Consider the following 22,969-nt stretch of genomic DNA (forward strand, 5'->3'; position numbering starts at 1 on the left):
CGGGGCCATCGGAAATGCCGACGGCCTGTCCGTTGCCTTACATCCCTTCGGCCGTTATGCATACGCGCCTTTTTGACCCAAGGGGGCGCCACGGGCGCCGGATCGCTCTCACCATGCCTCGTCTCGTGATGAAGTTCGGCGGCACTTCCGTCGCCACTGTCGACCGCATCAAGAACGTCGCGCGTCATGTGAAACGCGAGGTCGAGGCCGGCTATCAGGTGGCTGTCGTCGTCTCCGCCATGTCCGGCAAGACCAACGAGCTGGTGGCCTGGTGCAAGGAGGCCGCCCCGCTTTATGACCTCGCTGAGTACGATACGGTTGTTGCTTCCGGCGAGCAGGTGACCTCCGGCCTCCTTGCCGTCGTGCTCAATGCCATGGGCATCAAGGCGCGATCCTGGCAGGGGTGGCAGATCCCGATCCTCACCGACGAGGCTCATTCGGTCGCGCGCATCGCCGACATTCCCTCGGCCAATCTCGACGCGGCCTTCGCCAAGGGCGAGGTCGCTGTCATCTCTGGTTTCCAGGGCATCACCCGCGAGAGCGGCCGCATTGCGACGCTCGGTCGCGGCGGGTCGGACACCTCGGCCGTGGCCATTGCCGCCGCCATCCGTGCCGAGCGCTGCGACATCTACACCGACGTCGACGGCGTCTACACCACCGACCCGCGCATCGTCCCGAAGGCGAAGCGCCTCGACAAGGTCGGCTTCGAGGAAATGCTGGAAATGGCGTCCCTTGGCTCGAAGGTGCTGCAGGTGCGCTCGGTCGAGCTCTCGATGATCCATGGGGTGCGCACCTATGTGCGCTCGTCCTTCGACGACCCCGAGACCCCGCAACTTGGCACTCTCATCTGCGACGAGGAGGAAATCGTGGAAAAGCAGGTCGTGACCGGCATCGCCTTCTCCAAGGACGAGGCGCAGGTGAGCGTGCGCGCCGTCGCCGACAAGCCGGGCGTCGCGGCCGCCATCTTCGGTCCCCTCGCCGAGGCCAATATCAATGTCGACATGATCGTGCAGAACGTCTCGGCCGACGGCGCGACCACCGACATCACCTTCACGTGTCCGGGGGCCGACCTTGAGCGCGCCCGCCACGTCCTGATGGACGCCAAGGAGGCCGTCGGCTTCAAGTCCATCGAGACCGCCTCTGACGTCGTGAAGGTGTCCTGCATTGGTGTCGGCATGCGCTCCCATGCGGGCGTCGCTGCGCGCGCCTTCAAGGCGCTGGCGGAAAAGGGCATCAACATCCGCGCCATTACCACCTCCGAGATCAAGTTCTCGGTGCTGATCGACGCGGCCTATACCGAACTCGCTGCCCGCACGCTGCACACCCTCTACGGCCTCGACAAGCCGAACTGACGAACGGGCCGCCGCCGTCCCGTGTGGCGTGTGAATGATGCAACCACAGGCTGCTTTGTCGTCGCCTTTGCAAACCGGCAGCGGCGCCCTTAATGGTGGTTCTGCGGCGGAGGCCCGCCGCATCGTCGCCCAACCGGGGCTTGATCGCCCCAGACCCTGACCTCATGCCGATGCGCCCCGCATTCGGCGGACCCCGCCTCCTGCTCCGTCGCCTCCGCGAGGTGATGGCGGAGCAGATCTCGGCGCAGGAACGCCTCGACAAGATCGTGGTGCTGATCGCGGCCAACATGGTGGCCGAGGTCTGCTCGGTCTATGTGCTGCGCGTCGACGGGACCCTCGAACTCTATGCCACCCAGGGCCTCAACCGCGAGGCGGTCCACCTTACGGTCATGCGCGCCGGCGAGGGCCTCGTCGGCCTGGTGGCCCAGACGGCCGAGGCGCTGAACCTCTCCGACGCCCAGGAGCATCCCTCCTTCTCCTTCAAGCCGGAGACGGGCGAGGAGATCTTCCACTCCTTCCTCGGCGTGCCGATCCTGCGCGGCGGCAACACGCTCGGTGTCCTTGTCGTCCAGAACAGGGCGCACCGGAAATACGAGGAAGACGAGGTCGAGGCGCTGCAGACGACCTCGATGGTACTCGCCGAGATGATCGCCTCGGGCGAGCTCTCGGCGCTCGCCCCGCCTGGCCAGGAACCGGTAGCGCGTCGTCCGCTTCACTTGCCCGGCGAGGGCCTCGCCGATGGCGTCGGCCTTGGCCATGTCGTGCTGCATGAGCCGCGCATCCATGTCGCCAAGCTCATCGCCGACGATCCGGCGCGCGAACTGGTGCGGATGGAAACGGCGATCGAGGCCCTGCGCGCCGAGATCGACGATATGCTGGACGACGAGGCGGTGGCCCGCGGCGGCGAGCATCGCGACATTCTCGAAGCCTACCGCATGTTCGCCCATGACCGCGGCTTCGTCCGCCGGCTCAAGGAGGCGGTGAGCACCGGCATCACCGCGGAAGCGGCGGTGGAGCGCGTCCAGTCGGACAACCGCGCCCGCATGATGCGCCAGACCGACCCCTACCTGCGCGAGCGGATGCACGACCTGGACGACATCGCCAACCGGCTGATGCGACAGCTCACCGGCGACAAGGGCGTCATGCCCGCGGAGCTGCCGGACAACGCCATCGTCGTCGCCCGCCACATGGGCCCGGCCGCCCTGCTCGACTATGATCGCACCAAGCTGCGCGGCCTGGTGCTGGAGGAGGCGGGTGCCACCAGCCACGTCGCCATCGTCGCCCGCGCGCTGGGCATTCCCACGGTTGGCCAGGCGGAGAACGCCACCAGTCTGGCCGATCCGGGCGATGCCATCATCATCGACGGCGCGACGGGCGAGGTGCACCTGCGCCCGACCAGCGACGTCGAGAACGCCTATGCCGAGAAGGTGCGCTTCCGCGCCCGCCGGCAGGCGCAATATGCCGCCATCCGCCACCTGCCCGCCGTCACCCGCGACGGCGTCGAGGTGAAGCTGCACCTCAATGCCGGGCTGATGGTCGACCTGCCCTTCCTCGAGGAGACGGGAGCCTCTGGCATTGGCCTGTTCCGCACCGAGTTGCAGTTCATGGTGGCCAATGCCCTGCCGCGCACCGCCGAGCAGCTCGACCTCTACCGCAAGGTGCTGGATGCGGCGGGAGACCGCCCGGTGACCTTCCGCACCCTCGATATCGGCGGCGACAAGGTCCTGCCCTACATGGAGGTCATCCAGGAGGAGAACCCGGCCATGGGCTGGCGGGCCATCCGCCTCGGCCTCGACCGCCCCGGCCTCTTGCGCAGCCAGGTCCGCGCCATGCTGCGCGCCGCGGCCGGCCGCGAGATCCGCATCATGTTCCCGATGATCGCGGCGGTGGAGGAGTTCGACGCGGCGAAGGCCATCGTCGAGCGCGAGCTGACCCATCTGCGCCGCCACGACCATCGCATGCCCGACCGTGTCCAGGTCGGCGCCATGGTCGAGGTGCCAGCCCTGCTGTTCCAGCTCGACGAGCTGCTGCCGCGCGTTGATTTCCTCTCGGTCGGATCCAACGACCTCGTCCAGTTCATGTTCGCAGTGGATCGCGGCAACAACCGCGTCGCCAACCGCTTCGACACCATGTCGCCGCCGATCCTGCGCGCGCTCCGCCTGCTCGCGCGCAAGGGCCACGAGCACGGCAAGCTCGTCACGCTCTGCGGCGAACTGGCCTCGCGGCCGCTCGAGGCCATGATCCTGGCGGCGCTCGGCTTCCGCTCGCTGTCGCTGTCGCCCGCAGCGGTGGGGCCGGTGAAGTCGGTGATCCGCGACCTCGACCTCGCCCGCGTCACCGCCCTCGTCGACGATCTCATCGACAAGCCGAAGCCGGGCCTCTCCATCCGCCAGCGCCTGCGCGATTTCGCCGAGGCGGAGGGCGTGAGCCTCTGATGCTGCCCGTCGCCAAGCTGGATGCCCTCGTGGTTCGCCGCGACATCGTCGAGGCGGAGCTGTCCGCTGGCGTGGAGGGGGAGCGTTACATCGCCCTGTCGCGCGAGTTTGCCGAACTCTCGCCGGTGGTGGAGGCGATCCGCGCCTATCGCGCCGCGGAGGCGGAGCTTGCCGATATCGCCCAGATCCTTGCCGATCCCGCGACAGACCGCGAGATGGTGGCCCTGGCCCACGAGGAAAAGCCGGCGCTGGAAGAGCGCCTCGCCGCCCTCGAGCATCAGCTGCGCCTCGCCCTCCTGCCGAAGGATGCCGCCGACGCCAAGAACGCCATCCTCGAGATCCGCGCCGGCACCGGTGGTGACGAGGCCTCGCTTTTCGCCGGCGACCTCTACCGGATGTATGAGCGCTATGCTGCGCTCCAGGGCTGGCAGGTCGAGCTGATCTCGGCGAGCGAGGGCACGGTCGGCGGCTACAAGGAGATTGTTGCCGAGATTCGCGGCGCCGGCGCCTATGCTCGCCTGAAGTTCGAAAGCGGCGTCCATCGTGTCCAGCGCGTGCCGGCCACCGAATCCGGCGGGCGCATCCACACCTCCGCCGCGACGGTGGCCGTGCTGCCCGAGGCGGAGGAGGTCGACCTCGCCATCGACGAGAGCGACCTCAGGATCGACACGATGCGGGCTGGTGGCGCAGGCGGCCAGCACGTCAACAAGACGGAATCGGCGGTCCGCATCACCCACGTGCCCACTGGAACGGTGGTTGTCGTGCAGGACGAGCGCTCCCAGCACAAGAACCGTGCCCGCGCCATGGCCATCCTGCGCTCCCGCCTCTACGACGAGGAGCGCCGCCGCCTCGCCGCGACCCGCGCCGAGGACCGCAAGCTCCAGGTCGGTTCCGGCGATCGGTCCGAGCGCATCCGCACCTACAACTTCCCGCAGGGGCGCGTCACCGACCATCGCATCGAGCTGACGCTGTACAAGCTGCCCGAGATCATCGCCGGCACCGCGCTGGGCGAGATCATCGACGCCCTGGTTGCCGACCATCAGGCGGGCCTGCTCGCCGCGGAAGCGGCGTGACGGGCGCCGGTGCCACCATCGCCGCCGCCCGCCGCGCCGCGGCCGAGCGGCTCGGCGTCGCGGGCCTTCCCGACGCCTCGCTGGACGCGCGGCTGCTGCTGATGAGCGTCTGCGGCGTGGACCCTGCCCATCCCGGCTCGGCCGCGCAGCGCCCGCTCACCGCCGATGAGGCTGAGCGTTTCGAGGCGCTCCTCGCCCGTCGGCTGGCCCGCGAGCCCATCGCCCGCATCCTCGGCGCCGCCGCGTTTCACGGCCTGCCGCTGATCCTCAACGCGGACTGCCTGATCCCGCGCGGTGACACCGAGGCGCTGGTGGAGGCGGCTCTTGCCGTCCTCCCCACCGGCGAACCGCGCCGCATCCTCGACCTCGGTACCGGACCCGGCACGATCCTGCTGGCGCTCCTCACGGAGCGGCCGCAGGCGACCGGCCTCGGCATCGACCTCTCAGCCCACGCCATCGCGGCAGCCGAGGCCAATGCCGCGAGCCTGGGGCTTGCCAGCCGTGTCCGCTTTCGCAGCGGCTCCTGGGCGGAAGGGATCACCGAGACCTTCGACCTCGTCGTCTCCAACCCGCCCTACATTCCCTCCGCCACCTGCGAGGCGCTGGAGCCGGAAGTGGCGCTCCATGACCCCCGCCGGGCACTGGATGGGGGTGCGGACGGGCTCGACGCCTATCGCGCCATCCTCACCGCCGCGCCCCGCCTGCTGGCGCCCGGTGGTCGCCTGATGGTGGAGATTGGCATCGGCCAGGCGCCGGATGTCGTGGCCATCGCCCGCCATCTCGGTTTGCGGCTGATCAGTCTGCACTCGGATCTCGGCGCGGTGCCGCGCGCTCTGGTCTTCGCGTTGGCCTAGGCGTCAATTGGCGCCGACGCGGAATATCGTGGCCCGATACTCGGCCGAATCCGTGACGCCCACGTCATAGATCAGGGCGACGACCACGGCGATGCTGCGGCCATTGGTGCTGCGGTAGACATCGGTCACCTGGGCCCGGGAGAAGCAGGTCCTGGGCGGGAGGGTGTGCGCGAGTTCGACGCTTCGCGTGCGGAAGGCCTGAGGGGAACGGTTCGCCGCTTCCGGATCCCACGGCGGAATCTCCGGTGCCAGGGTGATCGTCAGGCGGTGGTTCTCGCTTGTCTCCCGCTCCCGGCAGGCAAGGTCCGGGTCTTCCGGCACCGGCATGGCTGCGGTGACAGTGTATTTCATCGCCGTCCCAGGATGGGCCCCGATGATGTCGGGCTGGTCCATCACCCGCACCGGTCCGGCAGCCTCGGTGAGGTCGGTCAGGGCGAGGCCGCCAAGGCGGCGGCCCGCATCCGTCAGCCGCAGGGCCTGGAGTGGCCGGCGGGTGGCGGCGCGGGTCCAGCGCCGGATGACCTCCGTCGTGGTGGTGGCCTCGTCGTCCTCCTTGAAGCGGAAGCCGCGCAGGGCGAGCCGTCGCGGATCATTCGCTTCGCTTTCGAAGGCGAGTTGCGTCGCGCCGCGGGGAAAGCCCGTTGCCGACAGGCCCGTGAGCGCGTCGACGACGTCCACGGCGAAGGCGCCGCGTTCCGATACGCCGTCATTGCCATCCTGTTCGAATCCGAAATGGCGGCCATCGGCCGAGAAGCCGAGGAAGCGCAGATCGGGCGCTTGCCCGAGCTCCCGGGCGGCGAGTGGCCCAGCGATCGCGAGAAGCGCGACGCAGGCAGAGGCGAGGAGACGGTGCATCAGAGGGGTCCGTGAGCGGGTGTCACGCCCTTGTCGCGCGCCTGACGCTCCACGGCATGTCGCCGGCGAGACGCCGGCGTTTCCCACGTTGCTTGCCCCAAAAGCAGAACCCCCGGCGCGGTGGCCGGGGGTTCCGTCAGATCGGGAAGGCCTGGGAGGGTGTGACGATCACTCGTCGCGCGAACCCAGCAGGGACATCAGGAACTGGAACATGCCCACGAAGTCCATGTAGAGCTGGAGTGCGCCGAAGATGGCGGCCTTCTGGATGATCGAGCCGTCCTGGGCATAGGACAGGCTGTAGATGTACTCGTTCTTGATGTTCTGCGTGTCGTAGGCGGTGAGGCCCGCGAAGATCAGAACGCCAACCACCGAGATGATCCACTGCAGCATGGACGAGCCCTGGCCGGTGAAGGCAGCGATGCCGATGTTCACCAGCGAGGCGATGATCAGGCCGAAGAGACCCATCATCAGGAAGGTGCCCATGCCCGAGAGGTCACGCTTGGTCGTGTAACCCCACAGCGACAGGGCGCCGAAGGAGGCCGCAGTGATGAAGAACACGCGGGCGACCGAGGTGTGGGCATAGACCAGCAGGATGGTCGTCAGCGAGACGCCGACCAGCGCCGCATAGACCCAGAAGGTCATCTGCGCTGCGGGAGCGCTGAGCCGGTCAGCGCGGAACGACAGCAGCAGCACCACGCCGAGGGGGGCGAGGATGACGACGAACTTGAACCAGCTGGCGAAGAGGAAGGCGCCGAAGGGCGTCAGATACTGACCGCCGGAGACGCGCATGGCGCCGCGGGCCGTCTGCTGGGCCAGCGAGGCATCGCCGGTGACCGAGAGCATGTAGATGCCCATGGCGGCGAGGCCGGTGATGGCCAGGCCGATCATCATGTAATTGTACACGCCCAGCATGTAGGAGCGGAGCCCCTGGTCGATCTGAGCCTGCTGGATGGCCGTCGGCTGGCCGTAGCCGTAGCCGCCATAGGCCTGGGCGTTCGGATCGTAGTAGGACATGGAGAACCTCTGGCTTTCCCTGTGGGCGACCCATCAACTGGTCCGCCCTTCGTCCGAAATATGGCTGACGCAGCGCAGGATACAAGCTTCCTCATTGACGCAGGCGCATGCGGGTTTGCCGGTGCGGTCCTTTGTCGCAAGGGCTCGCCGGGCGGCTTTCCTCACATGTTGCGCAGCACCGGGGCCGGCTTCTCGCCGAGCGCCCGCCAGGTCCCGACAAGGCCGAAACCGACGGTCAGAAGGATGGCGAGGAGGATGATGAGGGCGGCCTCCAGGGGTGCGAAAGCGAAGGGAATGTTCATCACCCGGGTGGTGATCACCCAGGCCGTGACCGATCCCGCCGCCAGCCCGAACAGCGCCGTCACCGTGCCCAGCAGGGCATATTCGGTGGCATAGGTTCGGATCAGCATGGCGCGCGGCGCACCGAGCGTCTTCAGGATCACCGCGTCATAGACACGGGCACGGTGACCGGCGGCGAGCGCGCCAGCGAGGACGAGGATCGCCGCCACCAGCGTGACGATGCTCGCCCCGCGGATGCCGGTGCCGATCTGGGTGGCGAGCTGGCCGACCGCCTCCAGCGCGTCCTTCACGCGTACGGTTGTCACGGCGGGGAACGCGCTGGCGACCTGCTGGAGCAGGGCGATCTCTTCCGCCGCCGTCGCGGCATGGCGATAGGTCAGCGTCGCCAGATGCGCATGGGGCGCGCCGCGGAACGTGTTCGGCGAGAAGACGACGATGAAGTTGATGCCGAGATTGTCCCACTGGATGTTGCGGAAATTGGCAATCCGGGCGGTGATGTTGCGGCCGAGGACGTTCACCGTCACCTCGTCGCCGATCTTCAGGCCGAAACCCTGGCCCATGCGCTCGTCGAACGAGACGAGCGGCGGGCCGTTATAGTCGGCCGGCCACCACGATCCCTCCACCACGCGGGAATTCTGCGGGACGCTCGCCGCATAGGTGATGCCGCGGTCGCCGCGCAGGGCCCAGGCGATGTCGTCGCGGGCACGGATCTCCTCGACCGGACGTCCGCCGAGGCGAACGAAACGGCCGCGCAGCATCGGCACGCGATTGAGTTCGGCGTCGGGCGCCTTCTCGGCGATGAAGGCATCGAAGCGCGGCGCCTCGGCATTGACGATGTCGACGAAGAAGAAGGAGGGCGCGCGGGCCGGCAGGGCGTCCTCGATCTGCCGGCGGAAGCTGGCATCGACAAGGGCGATGACCGCGAGAAGCGTCAGGCCGAGGCCGAGCGACAGCACCACCGAGGGCGTGAGCGCGCCGGGGCGGTGCAGGTTGGCGACCGCCAGTCGCAGGCTGGTGTTGCGGGCCCGCGGCATTCGCGCCGCAATGGCCATGATGCCGGCGGCGACCAGCCGGAGCGTCACGAAGATGCCGGCGGCGCCCGCCATGAAGCCCATGGCGAGGCGCGGGTTGAAGGAGGTTGCGACCGACAGGCCGACCAGCACCGCCAGCGTTCCGGCGACGAGCGCGAGATAGCGCGGCCGCGGCCAGCGCCGTGTGCCGTCGACCGTGTCGCGGAACAGCGCGGAGACCGGGATGTCGTGGGCGCGTCCGAGCGGCCAGAGCGCAAAGGCCAGCGCCACGAGCAGCCCATAGGCGGCGGCGGTCGCCAGCTCCAGCGGCTGCACGGTGGTAGAGACGGGGATCGGAATGACGCTGCCGAAGGCGCCGACAACGAGGCTGGGCAATGCCGCGCCGGCAGCGAGACCGATGGCCGTGCCGACCAGCGCCAGCAGGCCCACCTGGGTCAGGGTCGCGGCGAAGACGAGGCCGCCGGTGGCGCCCAGCGCCTTCAGCGTCGCGATATCGTCGCGCTTGCGGTCCACCAGGCTCGCCACCGCATTGGCGACGCCGACCCCGCCGACGAGGAGCGCGGTGAGGCCGACCAGGGTCAGGAACTGCGAGAAGCGCTCGATCTGGCTGGCGAGCTGCGGCGAGGCGTTCATCCGCGTCCGCACCTCGAAGCCGGCATCGGGGAAGCGGGAGCGCATGTCGGCGACGACGCGGCGGATATCCGCCTCGCTGGTCTGCGAGGAGCCGAGGTCGAGCTGGTACATCCAGCGGATGAGCGAGCCTGGCTGGATGAGGCCGGAGGCCCGGAAGGCGTCAAGCGACAGGATGAGCCGCGGTCCGAAACCGAGCCCGCCGGCGAGCCGGTCGGGCTCGGAGCGGATCACGCCGGCAATGCGCAGCGGCCGGTCGCCGAGGATGAGGCTGTCGCCGACCTTGAGGTCGAGACGGGCGAGGAGGGCAGCCTCCACCAGCGCGCCGGGCAGGCCGTCCCGTGGGGCCAGCGCCGCGGCGGCGGTGGTGGCCGGTTCCGTCTCCAGCCTGCCGACCAGCGGATAGAGGCCGGGATCGACGGCCTTCAGCTCCACCAGCGAGGATTTCGTCGCATCGCCCGTTGCCGTCGTGCGCGCCATGGCGCGGGTGGTCGCCATCGTGGCGACCGTGCCGCGTTCGCCCAGCGCCGCCACCACGGCAGCCGGCAGCTCCGTATGGAGCAGCTGGAACGAGGCATCGGCGCCGAGGATGACCCGGCCCTCGCGTTCGAGGCCCTCGACGAGGCCCCGCGCGAAAGAACCGACGCCCGCAATGGCGGCGACCCCCAGGGCGATGCAGGCGATGAAGGTGCCAAAGCCGCGGATGCCACCGCGCAGGTCGCGCAGGCCCAGGCGAATGGCGGTCGGGAAGCGCGACGGACGCGCGACGAAGTTGCTCACGCCACCGCCTCCGGGGCGCGGCTGTCCTCGACGATGACGCCGGAGCGAAGCCGCACGACGCGATCGCAACTCTCGGCAAGGCTGCGGTCATGGGTGACGAGGACGAGGGTCGCGCCGCGCTCGGCCTGTTTGGCGAACATCAGGTCGATGATCGTGCGGCCGGTGGTTTCATCGAGATTGCCGGTCGGCTCGTCGGCGAAGAGGATTTCCGGCTGCACCGAGAGCGCCCGCGCCAGTGCCGTGCGCTGCTGCTCACCGCCGGACATCTGGGTCGGGTAGTGGTCGAGCCGCGAGCCGAGGCCGACGGCGGCAAGTTCGTCGGCGGCGCGTTCGAAGGCATGGGCCTCGCCGGCAAGTTCCAGCGGCACGGCGACATTCTCCAGCGCCGTCATGGTCGGGATGAGGTGGAAGGACTGGAAGACGATGCCGGCATGTCGGCCGCGAAAACGGGCGAGGGCGTCCTCATCCAGCCTGGTGATCTCGGTGCCGGCGACGGTCACCGTGCCGGAATCGGGCTTCTCCAGCCCCGCCATCACCATGAGCAGGGTCGACTTGCCCGATCCCGAGGGCCCGACGAGGCCCACCGACTGGCCCTGGGCGATGCTCAGCGTCAGTCCCTTCAGGATATGGACGCGCGAAGCGCCGCGGCCAAGCGACAGCTCGACCTTGTCGACGACAATGGCCGGGCGGGAGGCGGGAGGAGCTGCGGCGGGCTGCATCGGCGCGATGGTCCATCGAAGAGGCCGCACATTGCGGCGGTGCACACGGAACCCTAGATGGCGGGAATGGCCTTGTTTGGGAAGGGACCACCTGTGCGACAGTTCGTGATCGGCCTTGCCGCCGCCTGCGCCGCCCTCATCGTGGCCGTGCCGGCGACCGCCCAGACGCCGCGGCCTGTCACCATCGTCGCTCTCGGCGACAGCCTCACCGCGGGTTACCAGCTGCCGCCCGCCGATGCCTTTCCGGTGAAGCTGCAGGCCGCGCTTCGGGCGAAGGGCGTGGCGGTGACGGTGGAGAATGCCGGCGTTTCCGGCGACACCTCGTCCGGCGGTCTCGATCGGCTCGACTGGGCCGTGGGCGACGGCGTGGATGCGGTGATCCTCGAGCTCGGAGCCAACGACGCCCTGCGCGGCATCGACCCGGCGATCACCCGCCGCAACCTCGACGCCATCATCACCCGGCTTAAGGAGCGGAACATCCCGATCCTGCTCACCGGCATGATCGCCCCGCCGAACATGGGCTCTACCTATGGCGCGGCCTTCAACCCGATCTTCCCGGATCTCGCGGCGAAGCACGGCCTGCTCTTCGATCCCTTCTTTCTCGAAGGCGTCGCCGCCGAGCGCGACCTGAACCTCGCCGACGGGATGCATCCGAACGGCCGCGGCGTCGACGTCATCGTCCGGCGCATCCTGCCGAAGGTCGAGGAACTGATCGCACAGGTGCGATCCCGCCGTGGCGGTTGACGGCCACCGGCACCCCACCTAACGACGAGGGCTCATCCCCGCGAGACCTGTCCCATGCAGACCCGTCCCCTCGGCCGTTCCGGCCTGACCGTGCCCGTCATCTGCCTCGGCACCATGACCTACGGCGAGCAGAACACCGAGGCCGAGGGCCACCAGCAGATGGACTATGCCGTCTCCCGCGGCATCACCTTCTTCGACACGGCGGAGATGTATTCGGTCCCCCCGAAGGCCGAGACCTGGGGCTCCACCGAGCGGATCATCGGCTCCTGGCTGAAGAAGCGCGGCAAGCGCGACGACATCGTGATCGCCACCAAGGTCGCCGGCGCAGGGGCCATGACCTGGCTCCGCCCCGATGGCGCTCCGACCCGGCTCACACGCCAGCAGATGCAGGTGGCGCTTGACCAGAGCCTGGCGCGGCTCGGCACGGACTATGTCGACCTCTACCAGATCCACTGGCCCGAGCGTCCCGCGCCCTTCGGTGCCAATCCGACCCGCTTCGACCCGGAGCTCTGGACACCGCGTCCCGACGAGACCGCCATCGCCGAGCAGCTCGATGTGCTCGACGGTTTCGTCAAGGCCGGGAAGGTGCGCTTCATCGGCCTCTCGAACGAGAGCGCCTGGGGCACCATGACCTTCCTGAAGGAAGCCGAGGCGCGGGGCCTGCCGCGCGTCCAGACCGTGCAGAACGCCTATCACCTGATGAATCGCACCTACGAGACGGCCATGGCCGAGGTGTCGATGCGCGAGGGCGTCGGCCTGCTCGCCTATTCGCCACTCGCGCAGGGCTTTCTCACTGGCAAGTATCTCGACGGCGCCCGCCCCGCAGGCGCGCGCGTCACGCTCTTCGACCGCCAGCAGCGCTACCAGAAGCCCGGCTCGGAGGAGGCTGTACGCGACTATGTGCGGATCGCCCGCGAGGCAGGCCTGGATCCGGCGACCCTCGCCATTGCCTTCGTCGTGAGCCGCCCCTTCGTCACCTCTGCCATCATCGGCGCCACGGGCATGGCACAGCTCAAGACGGCGATCGATGCTGGCGAGGTGCTGCTCTCTCCCGCCGTTCTGGAGGCTATCGACCGGGTCCATCAGCTGCGCGGCAATCCGGCACCCTGAGCGGGGCGGTGTGGCCGGGCACCCGAGAAAAGCGCTTGGAATTCCGCAACGGACGGGCTAAGAATTTTCAAGACGAGATTCGATGCGGGCCGGGGTCATATCCGCGCGTCGATCCCAACATCAAACAGATCTGGCGGGCTAGAAACGTCGGAGGGGCGCGAGGGGCGCCGTGATCCGCACCCGGAAGTAGGACGTCGGCGCCCGAGGCGCGCCGCAGGGCCCGGTCGAGGACCGCGGCCCCGAACCCTGAAGATCACTGGACTGCCGAGGCCGCGAGGCCGGGCTTCATGGCCCGTGACACCCGCAAGGCCCGGCCCGATGGATCCGGACGCTCCGCGCGACAGTCGCGGGCTCCGCTTGAGGAGGTCGACAAAGGACCGACATGAGGAACAGCAACAACAAGCGCATGCGCGGCCGCAACAACCGCGGCGGCAAGGGCCCGAACCCGCTTTCGCGCAGCTACGAGTCGAATGGCCCGGACGTGAAGATCCGCGGCACGGCCCAGCATATCGGCGAGAAGTACCTGCAGCTCGCGCGCGACGCGCATTCCTCGGGTGACCCGGTCGCCGCCGAGAGCTACCTGCAGCACGCCGAGCACTATTTCCGCCTCATCGCCGCCGCGCAGGAGCAGCTTCGCCAGCAGCAGATGCCGCGCCAGGAGGGCCAGGTCGAGGAGGAGGGTGACGACGGCGACGATGACGACGATTTCGCCTCGCTCTTCGACAAGCGCTTCGAATCCCCCATCGCCAAGCCCGAGCCACAGCAGCCGCACCAGCCGCCGCGCGATTTCGGTGGCCAGCCCCGCGATTTCCAGGGCCAGCGCGACTATCAGGGCGGCCAGAACCGCGACTTCCAGGGTCAGCGCGACTTCCAGGGCCAGAACCGCGACCGCGACCGCGACCGTGATAGGGATCGCGACCGGGGCGACCGTTTCCAGGGCCAGCGTTTCCAGGATCGCCCGCGTCCCCAGCCCGAACAGGCTGGCGGTGACCAGCCCGATCTGGGCGCCGAGGGCGAGGAGGGCTTCCGTGACGGTCCGCGTCCCGATGGCCGTCCCTACGAGTCTCGCCGCGAGCGCTTCGAGCGCCGTCGTGCCGAGCGTTTCGCCGAGCGTCAGGCCCGCCGCGAGGCCGGCGGCTTCGAAGGCGGCGAGGGCGGTGGTGCCCCGGCGGGCGAGGCTCCGCGTCAGGAGTTCCGTCCTGATCGCCCCGAGCGTCAGGATCGTCAGGACTTCCGCGGTGATCGCCCGGACCGGCCCGAGCGCCCTGAGCGCGCCGAGCGGCCCGAGCGTCAGGATCGGGCGGACCGTGACGAGCCCGCCGGCCTCGGCCTGCCCTCCTTCATCACCGGCGGCGCCCCGGTGGCCGTCGCGGCCTCCGACGAGGTGGCGGCGCCCAAGGCGCCCCGCGCCCGCCGCCGCACCCCCCGGGTCGAGGACGATCCGGCCGGTGGACCGGACGAGAAGACCTCCGCCGCCGAGTGACGGCGAGGCCGTCGTATCGGCGAGGGGCGCTCCGGTTGGGGCGCCCTTCTGCTTTTCGGGCGCTTGCCCTCGGGCAGGCGGGGCGCTAGAGCCGCGCGACGTTCACGCGAGGACTAACGCCCATGGCCACCCACAAGCTCCTGATCCTGCCCGGCGACGGCATCGGCCCCGAGGTCATGGCGGAGGTCGAGAAGGTCGTCGCCTGGTTCGGCAAGCAGGGCGTTGCCGCCTTCGAGACCGAACGCGGACTTGTGGGCGGCTCCGCCTACGACGCCCATGGCGAGGCCATCTCCAACGGTGACATGGCGCTGGCGCAGGCGGCCGATGCGGTGCTCTTCGGCGCCGTCGGTGGCCCGAAGTGGGCGGATGTCCCCTATTCCAAGCGTCCCGAGGCGGGCCTCCTGCGCCTGCGCAAGGATCTCGGCCTCTTCGCCAACCTGCGCCCGGCCATCTGCTTTCCGGCTCTTGCCGCCGCCTCCTCCCTGAAGCCTGAGGTGGTCGAGGGCCTCGATATCCTCATCGTTCGCGAGCTCACCGGCGGCGTCTATTTCGGCGAGCCGAAGGAGATCGTCACCCTTGAGGACGGCCAGCAGCGCGCCGTCGACACGCAGCTCTACACCACCTCGGAGATCGAGCGGATCACCCGCGTCGCCTTCGAGCTCGCCAAGACCCGTCGCAACAAGGTCTCCTCGGCCGAGAAGCACAACGTCATGCGCTCGGGCGTGCTGTGGAAGCAGGTCGTCACCCGCGTCCACAAGGCCGAGTTCCCCGAGGTCGAGCTGGAGCATGTGCTCGCCGACAACTGCGCCATGCAACTGGTGCGCTGGCCGAAGCAGTACGACGTCATCGTCTGCGACAACCTCTTCGGCGACATCCTTTCCGACGTCGCGGCCATGCTGACCGGTTCGCTGGGCATGCTGCCTTCGGCTTCCCTCGGCGCCGAGGATCCGGCCACCGGCAAGCGCAAGGCGCTCTACGAGCCGGTCCATGGTTCGGCCCCCGACATTGCCGGCAAGGGCGCGGCCAACCCCATCGCGACGATCTCGTCCTTCTCGATGGCGCTGCGCTATTCGTTCAAGGCGATCGAGGCGGCCGACATGCTCGACAAGGCGGTCACCAACGTGCTGGCCAGCGGCCTGCGCACGGCGGACATCAAGTCCGACAACACCCATGTGGTGGGCACCGCCGCCATGGGCGACGCGATCATCAAGGAGCTGCAGCACCTCGCCGGCTAAAGGCCGGGGCGCGCCGCGGGCCTCGCGCCCGCGGCTGTCCGCTCAGGTCCGGAAGTCGATGTTGATGCCAGGCTTGGTCATCTGCTTCGGCTGCTTCGACGTGCCGATGGTGGCCGTGAAGCCTTCGAGCCGCGACAGGTGCTGGCGGGCTTCCGGCGAAAGGGTCACGGTGACGTTGGCGACGCGCGTCTTCGGAGCGGTCTCGGCCGGGCGCACGGCGCTGGCATTGGAGCCGCCGGCGCGATCGCCCGCAGCACCCGTCGTGCCCGTCCCTGCTGTTCCGATCGATCCGACAGCCATCGCCGCCTCCTCGTGTCGCGTTGGCGGCGATCCTGCAATTTTTATGGTTAAGGCGTGGTTAACGGTGAGCGAATCGTTAACGCACTGGCTTGCCGCGAAACGGCTCAGAGCCGGTTGAGGCGGAGCGGTGCCGGCCGGCCGTTGCGCTCGGAGACGGGCGCGGGCTGGGCTCCGGCGGGCGGCGCGGGGCAGGGCTGACGGGCAAGCTCGGCCTTGGCGAAGATGGCCGCCACCTGCTGGTCGCGGACGCCGACGGAGAAGACGCGGTCGACGAAGCAGCTCGCCTCCTGCCGGCTGACCAGTTCGGGCCCGCCATTGCAGACCCATCCGGCGATGGCGATGCCGGCCTCCGCCTCCCGCAGGGCGAAGGCGAGACAAGACTTGCCGTTGTCCTCGGTCTCGATCGCCATGTCGGCAGTGGCCATGGGGCCGAACTTGGTGACGAGTGGGAGCGGATTGGCGATGACGCGCGTTGCCGGCACGCCGAGATCGGCGAACATGGCGGTGAGGCCCGCCAGCGGGCTGACGGCATCGATCTCGCCGCGATCGATGACGATGGCCGCGTGGCGGCGGAAGTCGCTGGCATTCCCGAACTGGAAAACCTCCCGCGACAGGCCGTCGGAGCGGCGCTGGAGAAGCGTCTCCTGACCAAGCGAGCGCCAGCGCGGCGCGTCCACGTCGAACCCGGCATGGCGGTTCGCCACGGTGCGCCAGGTCGGCTCCAGCGGCTCGCTGGCGACGGGCGGCGGTGCGAGCGTCGGGCGGATGGTGGCCGATGGGGTGACGTCGCCGGCGGCGATCGACCAGAACAGCGCGATGGGCAGGCAGGCGAGGACCACGAAGCCGCACAGGGCCAGCAGCGCGGATGTCGTCCGCCTGTCCTGGATCTTCAGTCTGGGCTCTACGGCGCTGTACACCGACCCGTCCTCCAGCCTTGTGCAGACCATGGCGGACCAGCCTTCAGCGGGCGGTTGAAGGACATGGTTGACCGTCGGTGAATGTGTTGTGTGGTGAATGGTTTATGACCGTTCACGCCGCTGGCCGCGGCAGCGTTGCGGCTATGCAACAGAGTCGCCGCCACGACATGTCAGGAGCGCAAGGACTCGTTGACTCTCGCCGCGATTTTTCCTCTCTCGACAAGGGAAGAGAAACCGATCGCCCGTCTTCCTCGGCGCGTGCCGCCGGGTGGAAAGGGCGGCTTGGGAGTGGGTCATGGGAACTGTCTGGAAGCGGCCTCTGCTGGCCGCTGTTTTCTCTCTGTGCGCGTTGGCCGGTATCTCGGCACCGCATCAGGCCGAAGCCCGGGAGATCGTCCGGGTCAATTTCAATGCCGAACCCGGCACCATTGTCATCCGCAATTCCGAGCGGCGCCTGTATCTCATCAAAGAGAACGGCATGGCGATCCGCTATCGCGTCGCGGTCGGCCGGGCCTCGGAGCAGTGGGAGGGCCGCACCGTCGTCAATGGCCGCCACGTGCGCCCCGCCTGGTCGCCGCCGGCCGTCGTCCGCCGCGCCAATCCGAACCTGCCGGATGTCATCCCCGGCGGTGCCCCGAACAATCCGATGGGTGAGGGCGCGCTGACCCTGGCCGGTGGCGAATATGCCATCCATGGCACCACGGAGGGCATGCGCCGTTCCGTCGGCACGGCCGCGTCCTTCGGCTGTTTCCGCATGCTGAACGAGGACGTGGTCGACCTTATGAACCGCGTCAGCGTTGGTACGCAGGTGGTCGTCACCCGCTGAGTCAAACCGCTCGTCAGAGTTCGAGGGGCCGCTCCGCCGGGGCGGCCCCTCCTCGTTTCAGCGACCGGCGAGGAAGTCCCGCGCCAGGGTGATGTCGCACTGGGTCAGCTGGTGGCCGGCGGGCAGCACCTCATGGGTCACGGCTGCCCCGGCCGCCGACAGCTGCCGGGCGAGCTCGGCGGCATTGGCCTCCGGGATGATCGGGTCCATGGCGCCCGACAGGATCAGCACCGGCTTGCCCGCGAGGTCGGACGCCGGAGCGACCGGCAGAGGCACCATGGCCCGGATCAGAACGGCGCCGGCCAGGGCATCGGGCCGCAGCTGGAGCATCGCCGCCGCGATGTTGGCGCCGTTGGAGAAGCCGACCGCGACCGGCTTCCCGAGCCCGTGACGTTCCCCGGCGGCGGCCACGAAATCGGCGAGTTCGTGGGCGCGCCGGACCACGTCCTCATGGTCGAAGACGCCCTCGGCCAGGCGGCGGAAGAAGCGCGGCATGCCGTGCTCCAGCACCTTGCCGCGCGGCGACAGCAGGGCAGCACCCGGTGCGATCATCTGGCCAAGCGGCAGCAGGTCGGTCTCGTCGCCGCCGGTGCCGTGCAGCAGCAGGAGCGGGGCCGCTCCGGCCGTGGTGCCGGGCACGAAGCGGTGGATGAAGTCGGTCGCGGTGGTGGTCATGGTGATCTCTCCCGGAAGGCGGGGCCGCGGAAGCGCGGCCCCGCTGGGCTGTCAGGTGAGGGCGGGGAGGACCGCCTCGATGCGAGCGCGCATAGGCTCGAGGCCAGCGGGCAGCTTGAGGGCCTCGCCGAGGGTCGCGGCCGGCTCGTCGACAGCGAAGCCGGGAACGTCCGTGGCGATCTCGAAGAGCACGCCGCCCGGCTCGCGGAAATAGACGGAGCGGAAGTAGTTCCGGTCCCGCTGCTCCGTGACCCGTTGGCCGTGGCCCTCCCGCAGGCGCTTCACCATGGCCTCCTGCGCGGCGTCGTCCGCTGCGCGGAAGGCGATGTGATGGACCGAGCCCGCACCCTCGCGGCCGGGCAGGAACCCGCCGGCCACGCGGATGTCCACGGTTCCGCCCATGGCGACGCCCGGCGCGATGTAGCGCGTCGTGGTGCCCTCCGTGCCGGCCGGCTCGAAGCCGAAGACGTCGGTGAGGATCGCCGCCGTCTTCTCGCCCTTCTCGACCAGCAGTGACACGCCGTCGAAGCCGCGGATTGCGGCCTCGGCCGGCACGGGGCCGGCGGCCCATGCGGGCTCGCTCGCCGCCTCCGTCACGCCGACGAGGGCGAGGCGCATGCCGTCCGGGTCGCGGAAAGCGAGGGTGGAGCGGCCGAAGCGCTTCTCGATCGCCTCGTGCGGCACGCCCTTCTCGACGAAGCGATGCGTCCACCAGCCCAGCGACTCGGCGGGCACGCGGAACACCGTCTCCTGGGTCTGGCCAATGCCGAGCCGGCCGGGACCGGCATTCTCCCAGGGAAAGAAGGTCAGGATGGTGCCAGGGCTGCCGGCCTCGTCGCCGAAATAGAGGTGATAGGTGCCGGGATCGTCAAAATTGACGGTCTTCTTGACGAGGCGCAGGCCAAGGACCTCGCCGTAGAAGGCGAGGGTCCGGCGGGCGGGACCGGAAATGGCGGTGACGTGGTGAATGCCGAGGGACATGATGGCCTCCTGGTGACGCGGTGTCCGCGTATCGTGAGGCCAAGATAGGCGTAGGCCCCGGCGCCGCCACAGCAATCGGCTTGCAGCGCCGCAAGCGGGACGTGCGAGGCTAACGAAAGGCTTCGGCCGCCTGAAAGTCCGAGAAGAGCGAGCCGCGTTCGGCTGCGAGCAGATGCATCTTGTCGGGCTCGATATAGGCCTCGCCGAACCAGGGATAGCGCTGCGGGTCGAAGGAGCGTTTCACCCACTCGATCGCCTTGCGCACATGCGGCAGGTCCGCCGCGCGCGGATGGTAGACGAGCCAGATGTCGCGGGGGATGTGGAAGTCGCGGGCGACGTGGACGAGGCTCGGCGCCAGCGCGCGCGCGTAGGTCGGCAGCGCCGTCACGCCCGCCCCGCTGGTCACGGCCAGCACCTGGGCGGAGCTGGTGTTCACGCGCAGGCCCACGAAGGCGCGGTGGTCCTCCCGCGTCACGTCCGCCTGCAGTGCCTGGCTCGGGATCTGGTTGGCGACCAGTTCGATGAACGGATGGGCGGCGATATCCGCCCGCGTCTCCGGCGCGCCGTAGCTGCGCACATAGCGCTCTGAGGCGAAAAAGGCGATGTGCAGCCAGCCCAGCCGCGTGACGATGAGGTCGGAGGCCGCCGGTCGCTCCAGCTGCACGGCGAAGTCGACCTCCAGCCCCTCGATATCGGGGGGGCGCATGTCGCATTTGATGCTGACCTGCACGGTCGGTTCCGCCAGCGAGAAGTCGAGGATGCGCGGCACCAGCCAGAAGGTCCCGAGCCCTTCGGTGATCCCGAGCTTCACCGTCGAGCGCAACCCGGGTTTCGCCCTTTGCGAGACGTGGCTCAGCAGCCGCGCCTGTTGCAGCATGGCCTCTCCGGCGGTGCGAACCTTCTCGCCCTCCTCGGTCAGCACCATTCCCTGCTTGGTGCGGCGGAAGAGGACGCAATTGGTCCGCTGTTCCAGGTGAACGATGTGGCGCATCAAGGCGCTACGCGACATTGCGGCCTCCGCGGCAGCCCTCCGCAGGCTCCCGGTCCGCGCGAGAATCAGGAAGAGGCGGACATCGTCCCAGTTGAAGGCCGTGTCGATGTGGTCTCGTTCATGGGCCACGTCGGCGCGTTTTGAGGACATGCAGCTACAACCTCATTTGCGAACATCCCTGTGTTGTTCCCGCGTAACCCAGGGGTATCTGCCATGTTCCAGAGTAAAGAGCCTATCTCATCCAGCCGCAATCGCAACCGCAGCAGGAATGCCCGCAGTCTCCAGCCGGCTGTTTACGCTCGCTCCATCGTCGCTTTCACCCCAACTCCTACGATCATTGAAGAATTGATGGCCAAGGCGAGGACCAGCATCGAGGGCCTCGCCAGTACCGAGAAGGTCCTCGAGATCTTCCGCCACAATCCCGAATGCATCTCCGTCTTCGCGCGCGGTGGCTACACCGACGATACCACAGGCAATGCGATGGGGTTCCTCGCCTTCCTGCCGCTGACCGCGGACGGCCATGCCGCGCTGTTTGACGGCCGCCTGGATACGGGCGATCCGGACCTGCAGTTCATCTGCCGGCAACATGAGCGCCCGGCGGCGGTCTATCATTGGGGCGTCATGAACGGACCGGAGACGGCCGGTGGCATCGCCCATGTCTTCGAGCGCATGACCTCGGCGAAGTACCGTGGCTTGCCGATGTATTGCCGCGCCGCCAACGAGCGCGCGCTGCAGTTCTTCCTCAACATCGGCTTCGTCCAGGGCGCCAGCTTCAAGCGCCACTACCTGAAGGACCTCATGCACCTGCCCATGCAGGCGCCGCCGGTGGCGAGCTACGACAGCTACGTGCCCGGCGCCGAGGACTCGGCGATCGGGATCAAGGTGGTCCACGACCTCTCCGAGCTCACCATGGTGCTCGCCATGCGCGCCGCCGCCTATATCGGCGAGCAGGGCATCCCCTATCGCGAGGATGTGGACGGCAACGATCTCAGCGCCACCCACCTCATCGGCTATGTCGGCGACGAGCCGGCGGGCTGCATCCGCATCAGGTGGTTTGCCGGCTTCGCGAAGGTCGAGCGGCTCGCGGTCCTGCCGCGCTTCCGTCGCACCCGCCTCGCCTTCAAGCTGGTGCAGGCGGCCATCGATCTCGGCCGGGCCAAGGGCTACACCCATTTCTATGGCCATGCCGCCGCTGACGTGGCGCCGCTCTGGGAGCGCTTCGGCTTCGTCCGCCGTTCCGGCGAGGGCATCCGCTACCTCACCGACACCACCTATTTCGAGGGCGACCTGATCGTCTCCGCGAAACCCGACGCCCTGACGCCGCAGTCCGGCCCTGCCGTGCTGATCCGGCCGGAGGGGCGCTGGCACGAGCCGTCACATCTGGAAGGGAGGATCGATACGTGAGAACGAACCGCAAGCCCGTCACGCCCCTCAATGGCGATGCGACTACGTCCGATGATGCGCTGCTGGCGCTCATCGGCGCAGCGCGAGCCGTCGCCTACGAGGCGAAGGGCTTCAGCGCCACCGCCACCTTTTGCCTGGAGATGGGTGTGCTGGAGCTTGAGAAGGAGTGGCAGTCGCGCAACGGCAACGTCGTGAAGATCTTCCCGACGCGCCCGACGCAAGATCAGGCCTGACGCTTCCCGCTTGGGCATGGGAGGCCGGCGTCGCAACCGCGGCGCCGGCCCTCGCTTGTCGGCCGGCTGGGCTCAGCGTGTCGGCGTGGCCTTGGGGAAGACGTAGATGAAGATCGCCATGGCGGTTTCCGGCGTGGTGTCGGGATCCCTCACATATTCCTCGACGAAGGCGTCCTCGGCCAGGATGTTGCGCTCGTCGAGATGGTTGGCGATCTCGTCGTAGGTCTGTTCCATGGTGTCATAGCCGCCGTGATGGACGAAGCGCAGGGTCTTGCCGGCCGGCGTCGTTCCAGGCGCGGCGGGCGCATAGGCGGCCGCCGGCTTGGCCGTATCCTTCACCGGAAGGATCGCCTCGAAATCCACCGCGTCGTCGGAGGATGACAGGAAGCGCACCATGGGAGGCCCGGTGATCTCGGCCCCCTCTCGCGCAGCCACGGCCTTCAGTTCGGCGATGGTGCGGCGGAAGGCGCCGAAGAGGTCATCCCAGACGGTCTTTCCGCTGCGCACCAGTGCGGGCTTTGCCTCCAGCATCACCTCGTCGGCGAAGCCCGCCGCGGCAATGGCCTCGTCGGTCGGTAGGACCGAGGCGGCGGGTGCCGCGGGCGCGGGCGTCACGGGGGCCGCCGTGGCAGGCGGCGGAGCGGCGGCAGGAGTAGCGGGGGCAGCCGCCGGCGCGGTAGCGGCAGGCGCTGGCGCCTCGGCGCTCGGCGCGGCGGCGGTTGCCGGGGCTGTGGGCCCGGGCGCCACGCTGGCAGGGGCGCTGGCCGCCGGCGGATTGGTGCTCGGCGCTGGCTGCGCCATAGCCGCGGCGAGACCAAGCGCCAGCCACGCCGCGGCTCCCGCCATGGTCCGCCCCCCGCCGCCCACCAGTCCCACGTTGCCCGTCGTGATGATCGCGCTGGTCCTCATGGCACCCCTCCGCGGGGTCATGCGCCCCGGGCATTTCGACAAACGCGAGGATAGCCTATATAGGCCCAACGCAATGTGTCCCCGTCGTCACAGGCCCCTCACAACGCCATCCGACCCG

21 protein-coding genes are annotated in these 22,969 nt (G+C 69.0%); 11 read left to right on the forward strand and 10 right to left on the reverse strand.

Annotated elements, in window-relative coordinates; genetic code table 11:
* The first annotated feature begins 113 nt into the window (after positions 1–113).
* From C8P69_RS18370 to prmC, 4 genes are all read left to right on the forward strand, one after another.
* Positions 114–1,352 (forward strand): aspartate kinase, encoded by a 1,239-nt coding sequence (locus C8P69_RS18370; RefSeq protein WP_108178901.1) that lies wholly within the window; start codon positions 114–116, stop codon positions 1,350–1,352.
* Positions 1,353–1,522: 170 nt separating this feature from the next.
* Entirely contained in the window at positions 1,523–3,787 is a 2,265-nt protein-coding gene (gene ptsP / locus C8P69_RS18375) for a phosphoenolpyruvate--protein phosphotransferase (protein WP_108179017.1), read from the forward strand.
* Positions 3,787–4,860, forward strand: a complete 1,074-nt coding sequence (gene prfA, locus C8P69_RS18380; RefSeq protein WP_108178902.1) for a peptide chain release factor 1 — start codon at positions 3,787–3,789, stop codon at positions 4,858–4,860. The genes ptsP and prfA overlap by 1 nt, the downstream gene beginning before the upstream one ends.
* Positions 4,857–5,714, forward strand: a complete 858-nt coding sequence (gene prmC, locus C8P69_RS18385) for a peptide chain release factor N(5)-glutamine methyltransferase (protein WP_245902124.1) — start codon at positions 4,857–4,859, stop codon at positions 5,712–5,714. The genes prfA and prmC overlap by 4 nt, the downstream gene beginning before the upstream one ends.
* A gap of 3 nt (positions 5,715–5,717) precedes the next feature.
* Here prmC and C8P69_RS18390 read toward each other — a convergent pair whose 3' ends face one another.
* The 4 genes from C8P69_RS18390 to C8P69_RS18405 all read right to left on the reverse strand — a co-directional run bounded on the left by C8P69_RS18390 (position 5,718) and on the right by C8P69_RS18405 (position 11,043).
* Positions 5,718–6,569, reverse strand: coding sequence for a hypothetical protein (locus tag C8P69_RS18390; protein WP_108178903.1), 852 nt, complete (start codon positions 6,567–6,569; stop codon positions 5,718–5,720).
* A 168-nt stretch (positions 6,570–6,737) separates the two neighbouring features.
* A complete protein-coding gene (locus C8P69_RS18395) occupies positions 6,738–7,583 on the reverse strand; it encodes a Bax inhibitor-1/YccA family protein (protein WP_108178904.1) in 846 nt (281 codons plus the stop codon).
* Positions 7,584–7,744: 161 nt separating this feature from the next.
* Positions 7,745–10,324, reverse strand: a complete 2,580-nt coding sequence (locus C8P69_RS18400; RefSeq protein WP_108178905.1) for an ABC transporter permease — start codon at positions 10,322–10,324, stop codon at positions 7,745–7,747.
* The gene (locus C8P69_RS18405; protein ID WP_108178906.1) at positions 10,321–11,043 is read right to left on the reverse strand and encodes an ABC transporter ATP-binding protein; all 723 of its coding nucleotides are present in this window, start codon (positions 11,041–11,043) and stop codon (positions 10,321–10,323) included. The genes C8P69_RS18400 and C8P69_RS18405 overlap by 4 nt, the downstream gene beginning before the upstream one ends.
* 93 nt (positions 11,044–11,136) lie before the next feature.
* On the opposite strand from C8P69_RS18405, the gene C8P69_RS18410 reads away from it, so the two are divergent.
* The 4 genes from C8P69_RS18410 (at position 11,137) to leuB (ending at position 15,615) form a co-directional block, all read left to right on the forward strand.
* Complete coding sequence (locus tag C8P69_RS18410) at positions 11,137–11,787, forward strand: arylesterase (RefSeq protein ID WP_245902125.1); 651 nt, start codon at positions 11,137–11,139, stop codon at positions 11,785–11,787.
* A gap of 54 nt (positions 11,788–11,841) precedes the next feature.
* Positions 11,842–12,897 (forward strand): aldo/keto reductase, encoded by a 1,056-nt coding sequence (locus tag C8P69_RS18415; RefSeq protein ID WP_108178908.1) that lies wholly within the window; start codon positions 11,842–11,844, stop codon positions 12,895–12,897.
* A gap of 382 nt (positions 12,898–13,279) precedes the next feature.
* The gene (locus C8P69_RS18420; RefSeq protein WP_211353844.1) at positions 13,280–14,380 is read left to right on the forward strand and encodes a DUF4167 domain-containing protein; all 1,101 of its coding nucleotides are present in this window, start codon (positions 13,280–13,282) and stop codon (positions 14,378–14,380) included.
* A gap of 122 nt (positions 14,381–14,502) precedes the next feature.
* Positions 14,503–15,615 carry a 3-isopropylmalate dehydrogenase gene (gene leuB, locus C8P69_RS18425; RefSeq protein ID WP_108178909.1) on the forward strand — a complete coding sequence of 371 codons (1,113 nt, stop codon included), beginning with the start codon at positions 14,503–14,505 and terminating at the stop codon, positions 15,613–15,615.
* Positions 15,616–15,657: 42 nt separating this feature from the next.
* Here the strand turns inward: leuB and C8P69_RS18430 are convergent, their stop codons facing one another.
* Together C8P69_RS18430 and C8P69_RS18435 are read right to left on the reverse strand one after the other, a co-directional pair.
* Positions 15,658–15,915 carry a hypothetical protein gene (locus C8P69_RS18430; RefSeq protein WP_108178910.1) on the reverse strand — a complete coding sequence of 86 codons (258 nt, stop codon included), beginning with the start codon at positions 15,913–15,915 and terminating at the stop codon, positions 15,658–15,660.
* 104 nt (positions 15,916–16,019) lie between these two features.
* A complete protein-coding gene (locus tag C8P69_RS18435) occupies positions 16,020–16,832 on the reverse strand; it encodes a hypothetical protein (protein ID WP_146167375.1) in 813 nt (270 codons plus the stop codon).
* 295 nt (positions 16,833–17,127) lie between these two features.
* On the opposite strand from C8P69_RS18435, the gene C8P69_RS18440 reads away from it, so the two are divergent.
* Positions 17,128–17,658, forward strand: a complete 531-nt coding sequence (locus C8P69_RS18440; protein ID WP_108178912.1) for a L,D-transpeptidase — start codon at positions 17,128–17,130, stop codon at positions 17,656–17,658.
* A gap of 57 nt (positions 17,659–17,715) precedes the next feature.
* On the opposite strand, the gene C8P69_RS18445 is transcribed toward C8P69_RS18440, so the two are convergent.
* From C8P69_RS18445 to C8P69_RS18455, 3 genes are all read right to left on the reverse strand, one after another.
* A complete protein-coding gene (locus tag C8P69_RS18445; RefSeq protein ID WP_108178913.1) occupies positions 17,716–18,333 on the reverse strand; it encodes an alpha/beta hydrolase in 618 nt (205 codons plus the stop codon).
* 51 nt (positions 18,334–18,384) lie between these two features.
* Positions 18,385–19,314, reverse strand: a complete 930-nt coding sequence (locus C8P69_RS18450; RefSeq protein ID WP_211353845.1) for a ring-cleaving dioxygenase — start codon at positions 19,312–19,314, stop codon at positions 18,385–18,387.
* Between the two features lie 109 nt (positions 19,315–19,423).
* A complete protein-coding gene (locus C8P69_RS18455; protein ID WP_108178914.1) occupies positions 19,424–20,455 on the reverse strand; it encodes a LysR family transcriptional regulator in 1,032 nt (343 codons plus the stop codon).
* 198 nt (positions 20,456–20,653) lie between these two features.
* On the opposite strand from C8P69_RS18455, the gene C8P69_RS18460 reads away from it, so the two are divergent.
* Both C8P69_RS18460 and C8P69_RS18465 read left to right on the forward strand, forming a co-directional pair.
* On the forward strand, positions 20,654–21,709 hold the full coding sequence (locus tag C8P69_RS18460) for a GNAT family N-acetyltransferase (protein ID WP_170118295.1): 1,056 nt from the start codon (positions 20,654–20,656) through the stop codon (positions 21,707–21,709).
* Complete coding sequence (locus C8P69_RS18465; RefSeq protein WP_108178916.1) at positions 21,706–21,942, forward strand: hypothetical protein; 237 nt, start codon at positions 21,706–21,708, stop codon at positions 21,940–21,942. Before C8P69_RS18460 ends, C8P69_RS18465 begins: the two co-directional genes overlap by 4 nt.
* A 72-nt stretch (positions 21,943–22,014) precedes the next feature.
* On the opposite strand, the gene C8P69_RS23590 is transcribed toward C8P69_RS18465, so the two are convergent.
* A complete protein-coding gene (locus C8P69_RS23590; RefSeq protein ID WP_146167376.1) occupies positions 22,015–22,851 on the reverse strand; it encodes a GyrI-like domain-containing protein in 837 nt (278 codons plus the stop codon).
* Between the last annotated feature and the right edge of the window lie 118 nt (positions 22,852–22,969).

The sequence above is a fragment of the Phreatobacter oligotrophus genome, from assembly GCF_003046185.1.
Taxonomy (GTDB): Bacteria; Pseudomonadota; Alphaproteobacteria; order Rhizobiales; family Phreatobacteraceae; genus Phreatobacter; species Phreatobacter oligotrophus.

What these genes read in the sequence shown, in the direction of transcription:
- C8P69_RS18370 (WP_108178901.1), top strand. Translation starts at nt 114, where the DNA reads ATGCCTCGTCTCGTGATGAAGTTCGGCGGCACTTCCGTCGCCACTGTC.
- ptsP (WP_108179017.1), top strand. Translation starts at nt 1,523, where the DNA reads ATGCGCCCCGCATTCGGCGGACCCCGCCTCCTGCTCCGTCGCCTCCGC.
- prfA (WP_108178902.1), top strand. Translation starts at nt 3,787, where the DNA reads ATGCTGCCCGTCGCCAAGCTGGATGCCCTCGTGGTTCGCCGCGACATC.
- C8P69_RS18390 (WP_108178903.1), bottom strand. Translation starts at nt 6,569, where the DNA reads ATGCACCGTCTCCTCGCCTCTGCCTGCGTCGCGCTTCTCGCGATCGCT.
- C8P69_RS18395 (WP_108178904.1), bottom strand. Translation starts at nt 7,583, where the DNA reads ATGTCCTACTACGATCCGAACGCCCAGGCCTATGGCGGCTACGGCTAC.
- C8P69_RS18405 (WP_108178906.1), bottom strand. Translation starts at nt 11,043, where the DNA reads ATGCAGCCCGCCGCAGCTCCTCCCGCCTCCCGCCCGGCCATTGTCGTC.
- C8P69_RS18415 (WP_108178908.1), top strand. Translation starts at nt 11,842, where the DNA reads ATGCAGACCCGTCCCCTCGGCCGTTCCGGCCTGACCGTGCCCGTCATC.
- C8P69_RS18420 (WP_211353844.1), top strand. Translation starts at nt 13,280, where the DNA reads ATGAGGAACAGCAACAACAAGCGCATGCGCGGCCGCAACAACCGCGGC.
- leuB (WP_108178909.1), top strand. Translation starts at nt 14,503, where the DNA reads ATGGCCACCCACAAGCTCCTGATCCTGCCCGGCGACGGCATCGGCCCC.
- C8P69_RS18430 (WP_108178910.1), bottom strand. Translation starts at nt 15,915, where the DNA reads ATGGCTGTCGGATCGATCGGAACAGCAGGGACGGGCACGACGGGTGCT.
- C8P69_RS18440 (WP_108178912.1), top strand. Translation starts at nt 17,128, where the DNA reads ATGGGAACTGTCTGGAAGCGGCCTCTGCTGGCCGCTGTTTTCTCTCTG.
- C8P69_RS18445 (WP_108178913.1), bottom strand. Translation starts at nt 18,333, where the DNA reads ATGACCACCACCGCGACCGACTTCATCCACCGCTTCGTGCCCGGCACC.
- C8P69_RS18450 (WP_211353845.1), bottom strand. Translation starts at nt 19,314, where the DNA reads ATGTCCCTCGGCATTCACCACGTCACCGCCATTTCCGGTCCCGCCCGC.
- C8P69_RS18455 (WP_108178914.1), bottom strand. Translation starts at nt 20,455, where the DNA reads ATGTCCTCAAAACGCGCCGACGTGGCCCATGAACGAGACCACATCGAC.
- C8P69_RS18460 (WP_170118295.1), top strand. Translation starts at nt 20,654, where the DNA reads ATGGCCAAGGCGAGGACCAGCATCGAGGGCCTCGCCAGTACCGAGAAG.
- C8P69_RS23590 (WP_146167376.1), bottom strand. Translation starts at nt 22,851, where the DNA reads ATGAGGACCAGCGCGATCATCACGACGGGCAACGTGGGACTGGTGGGC.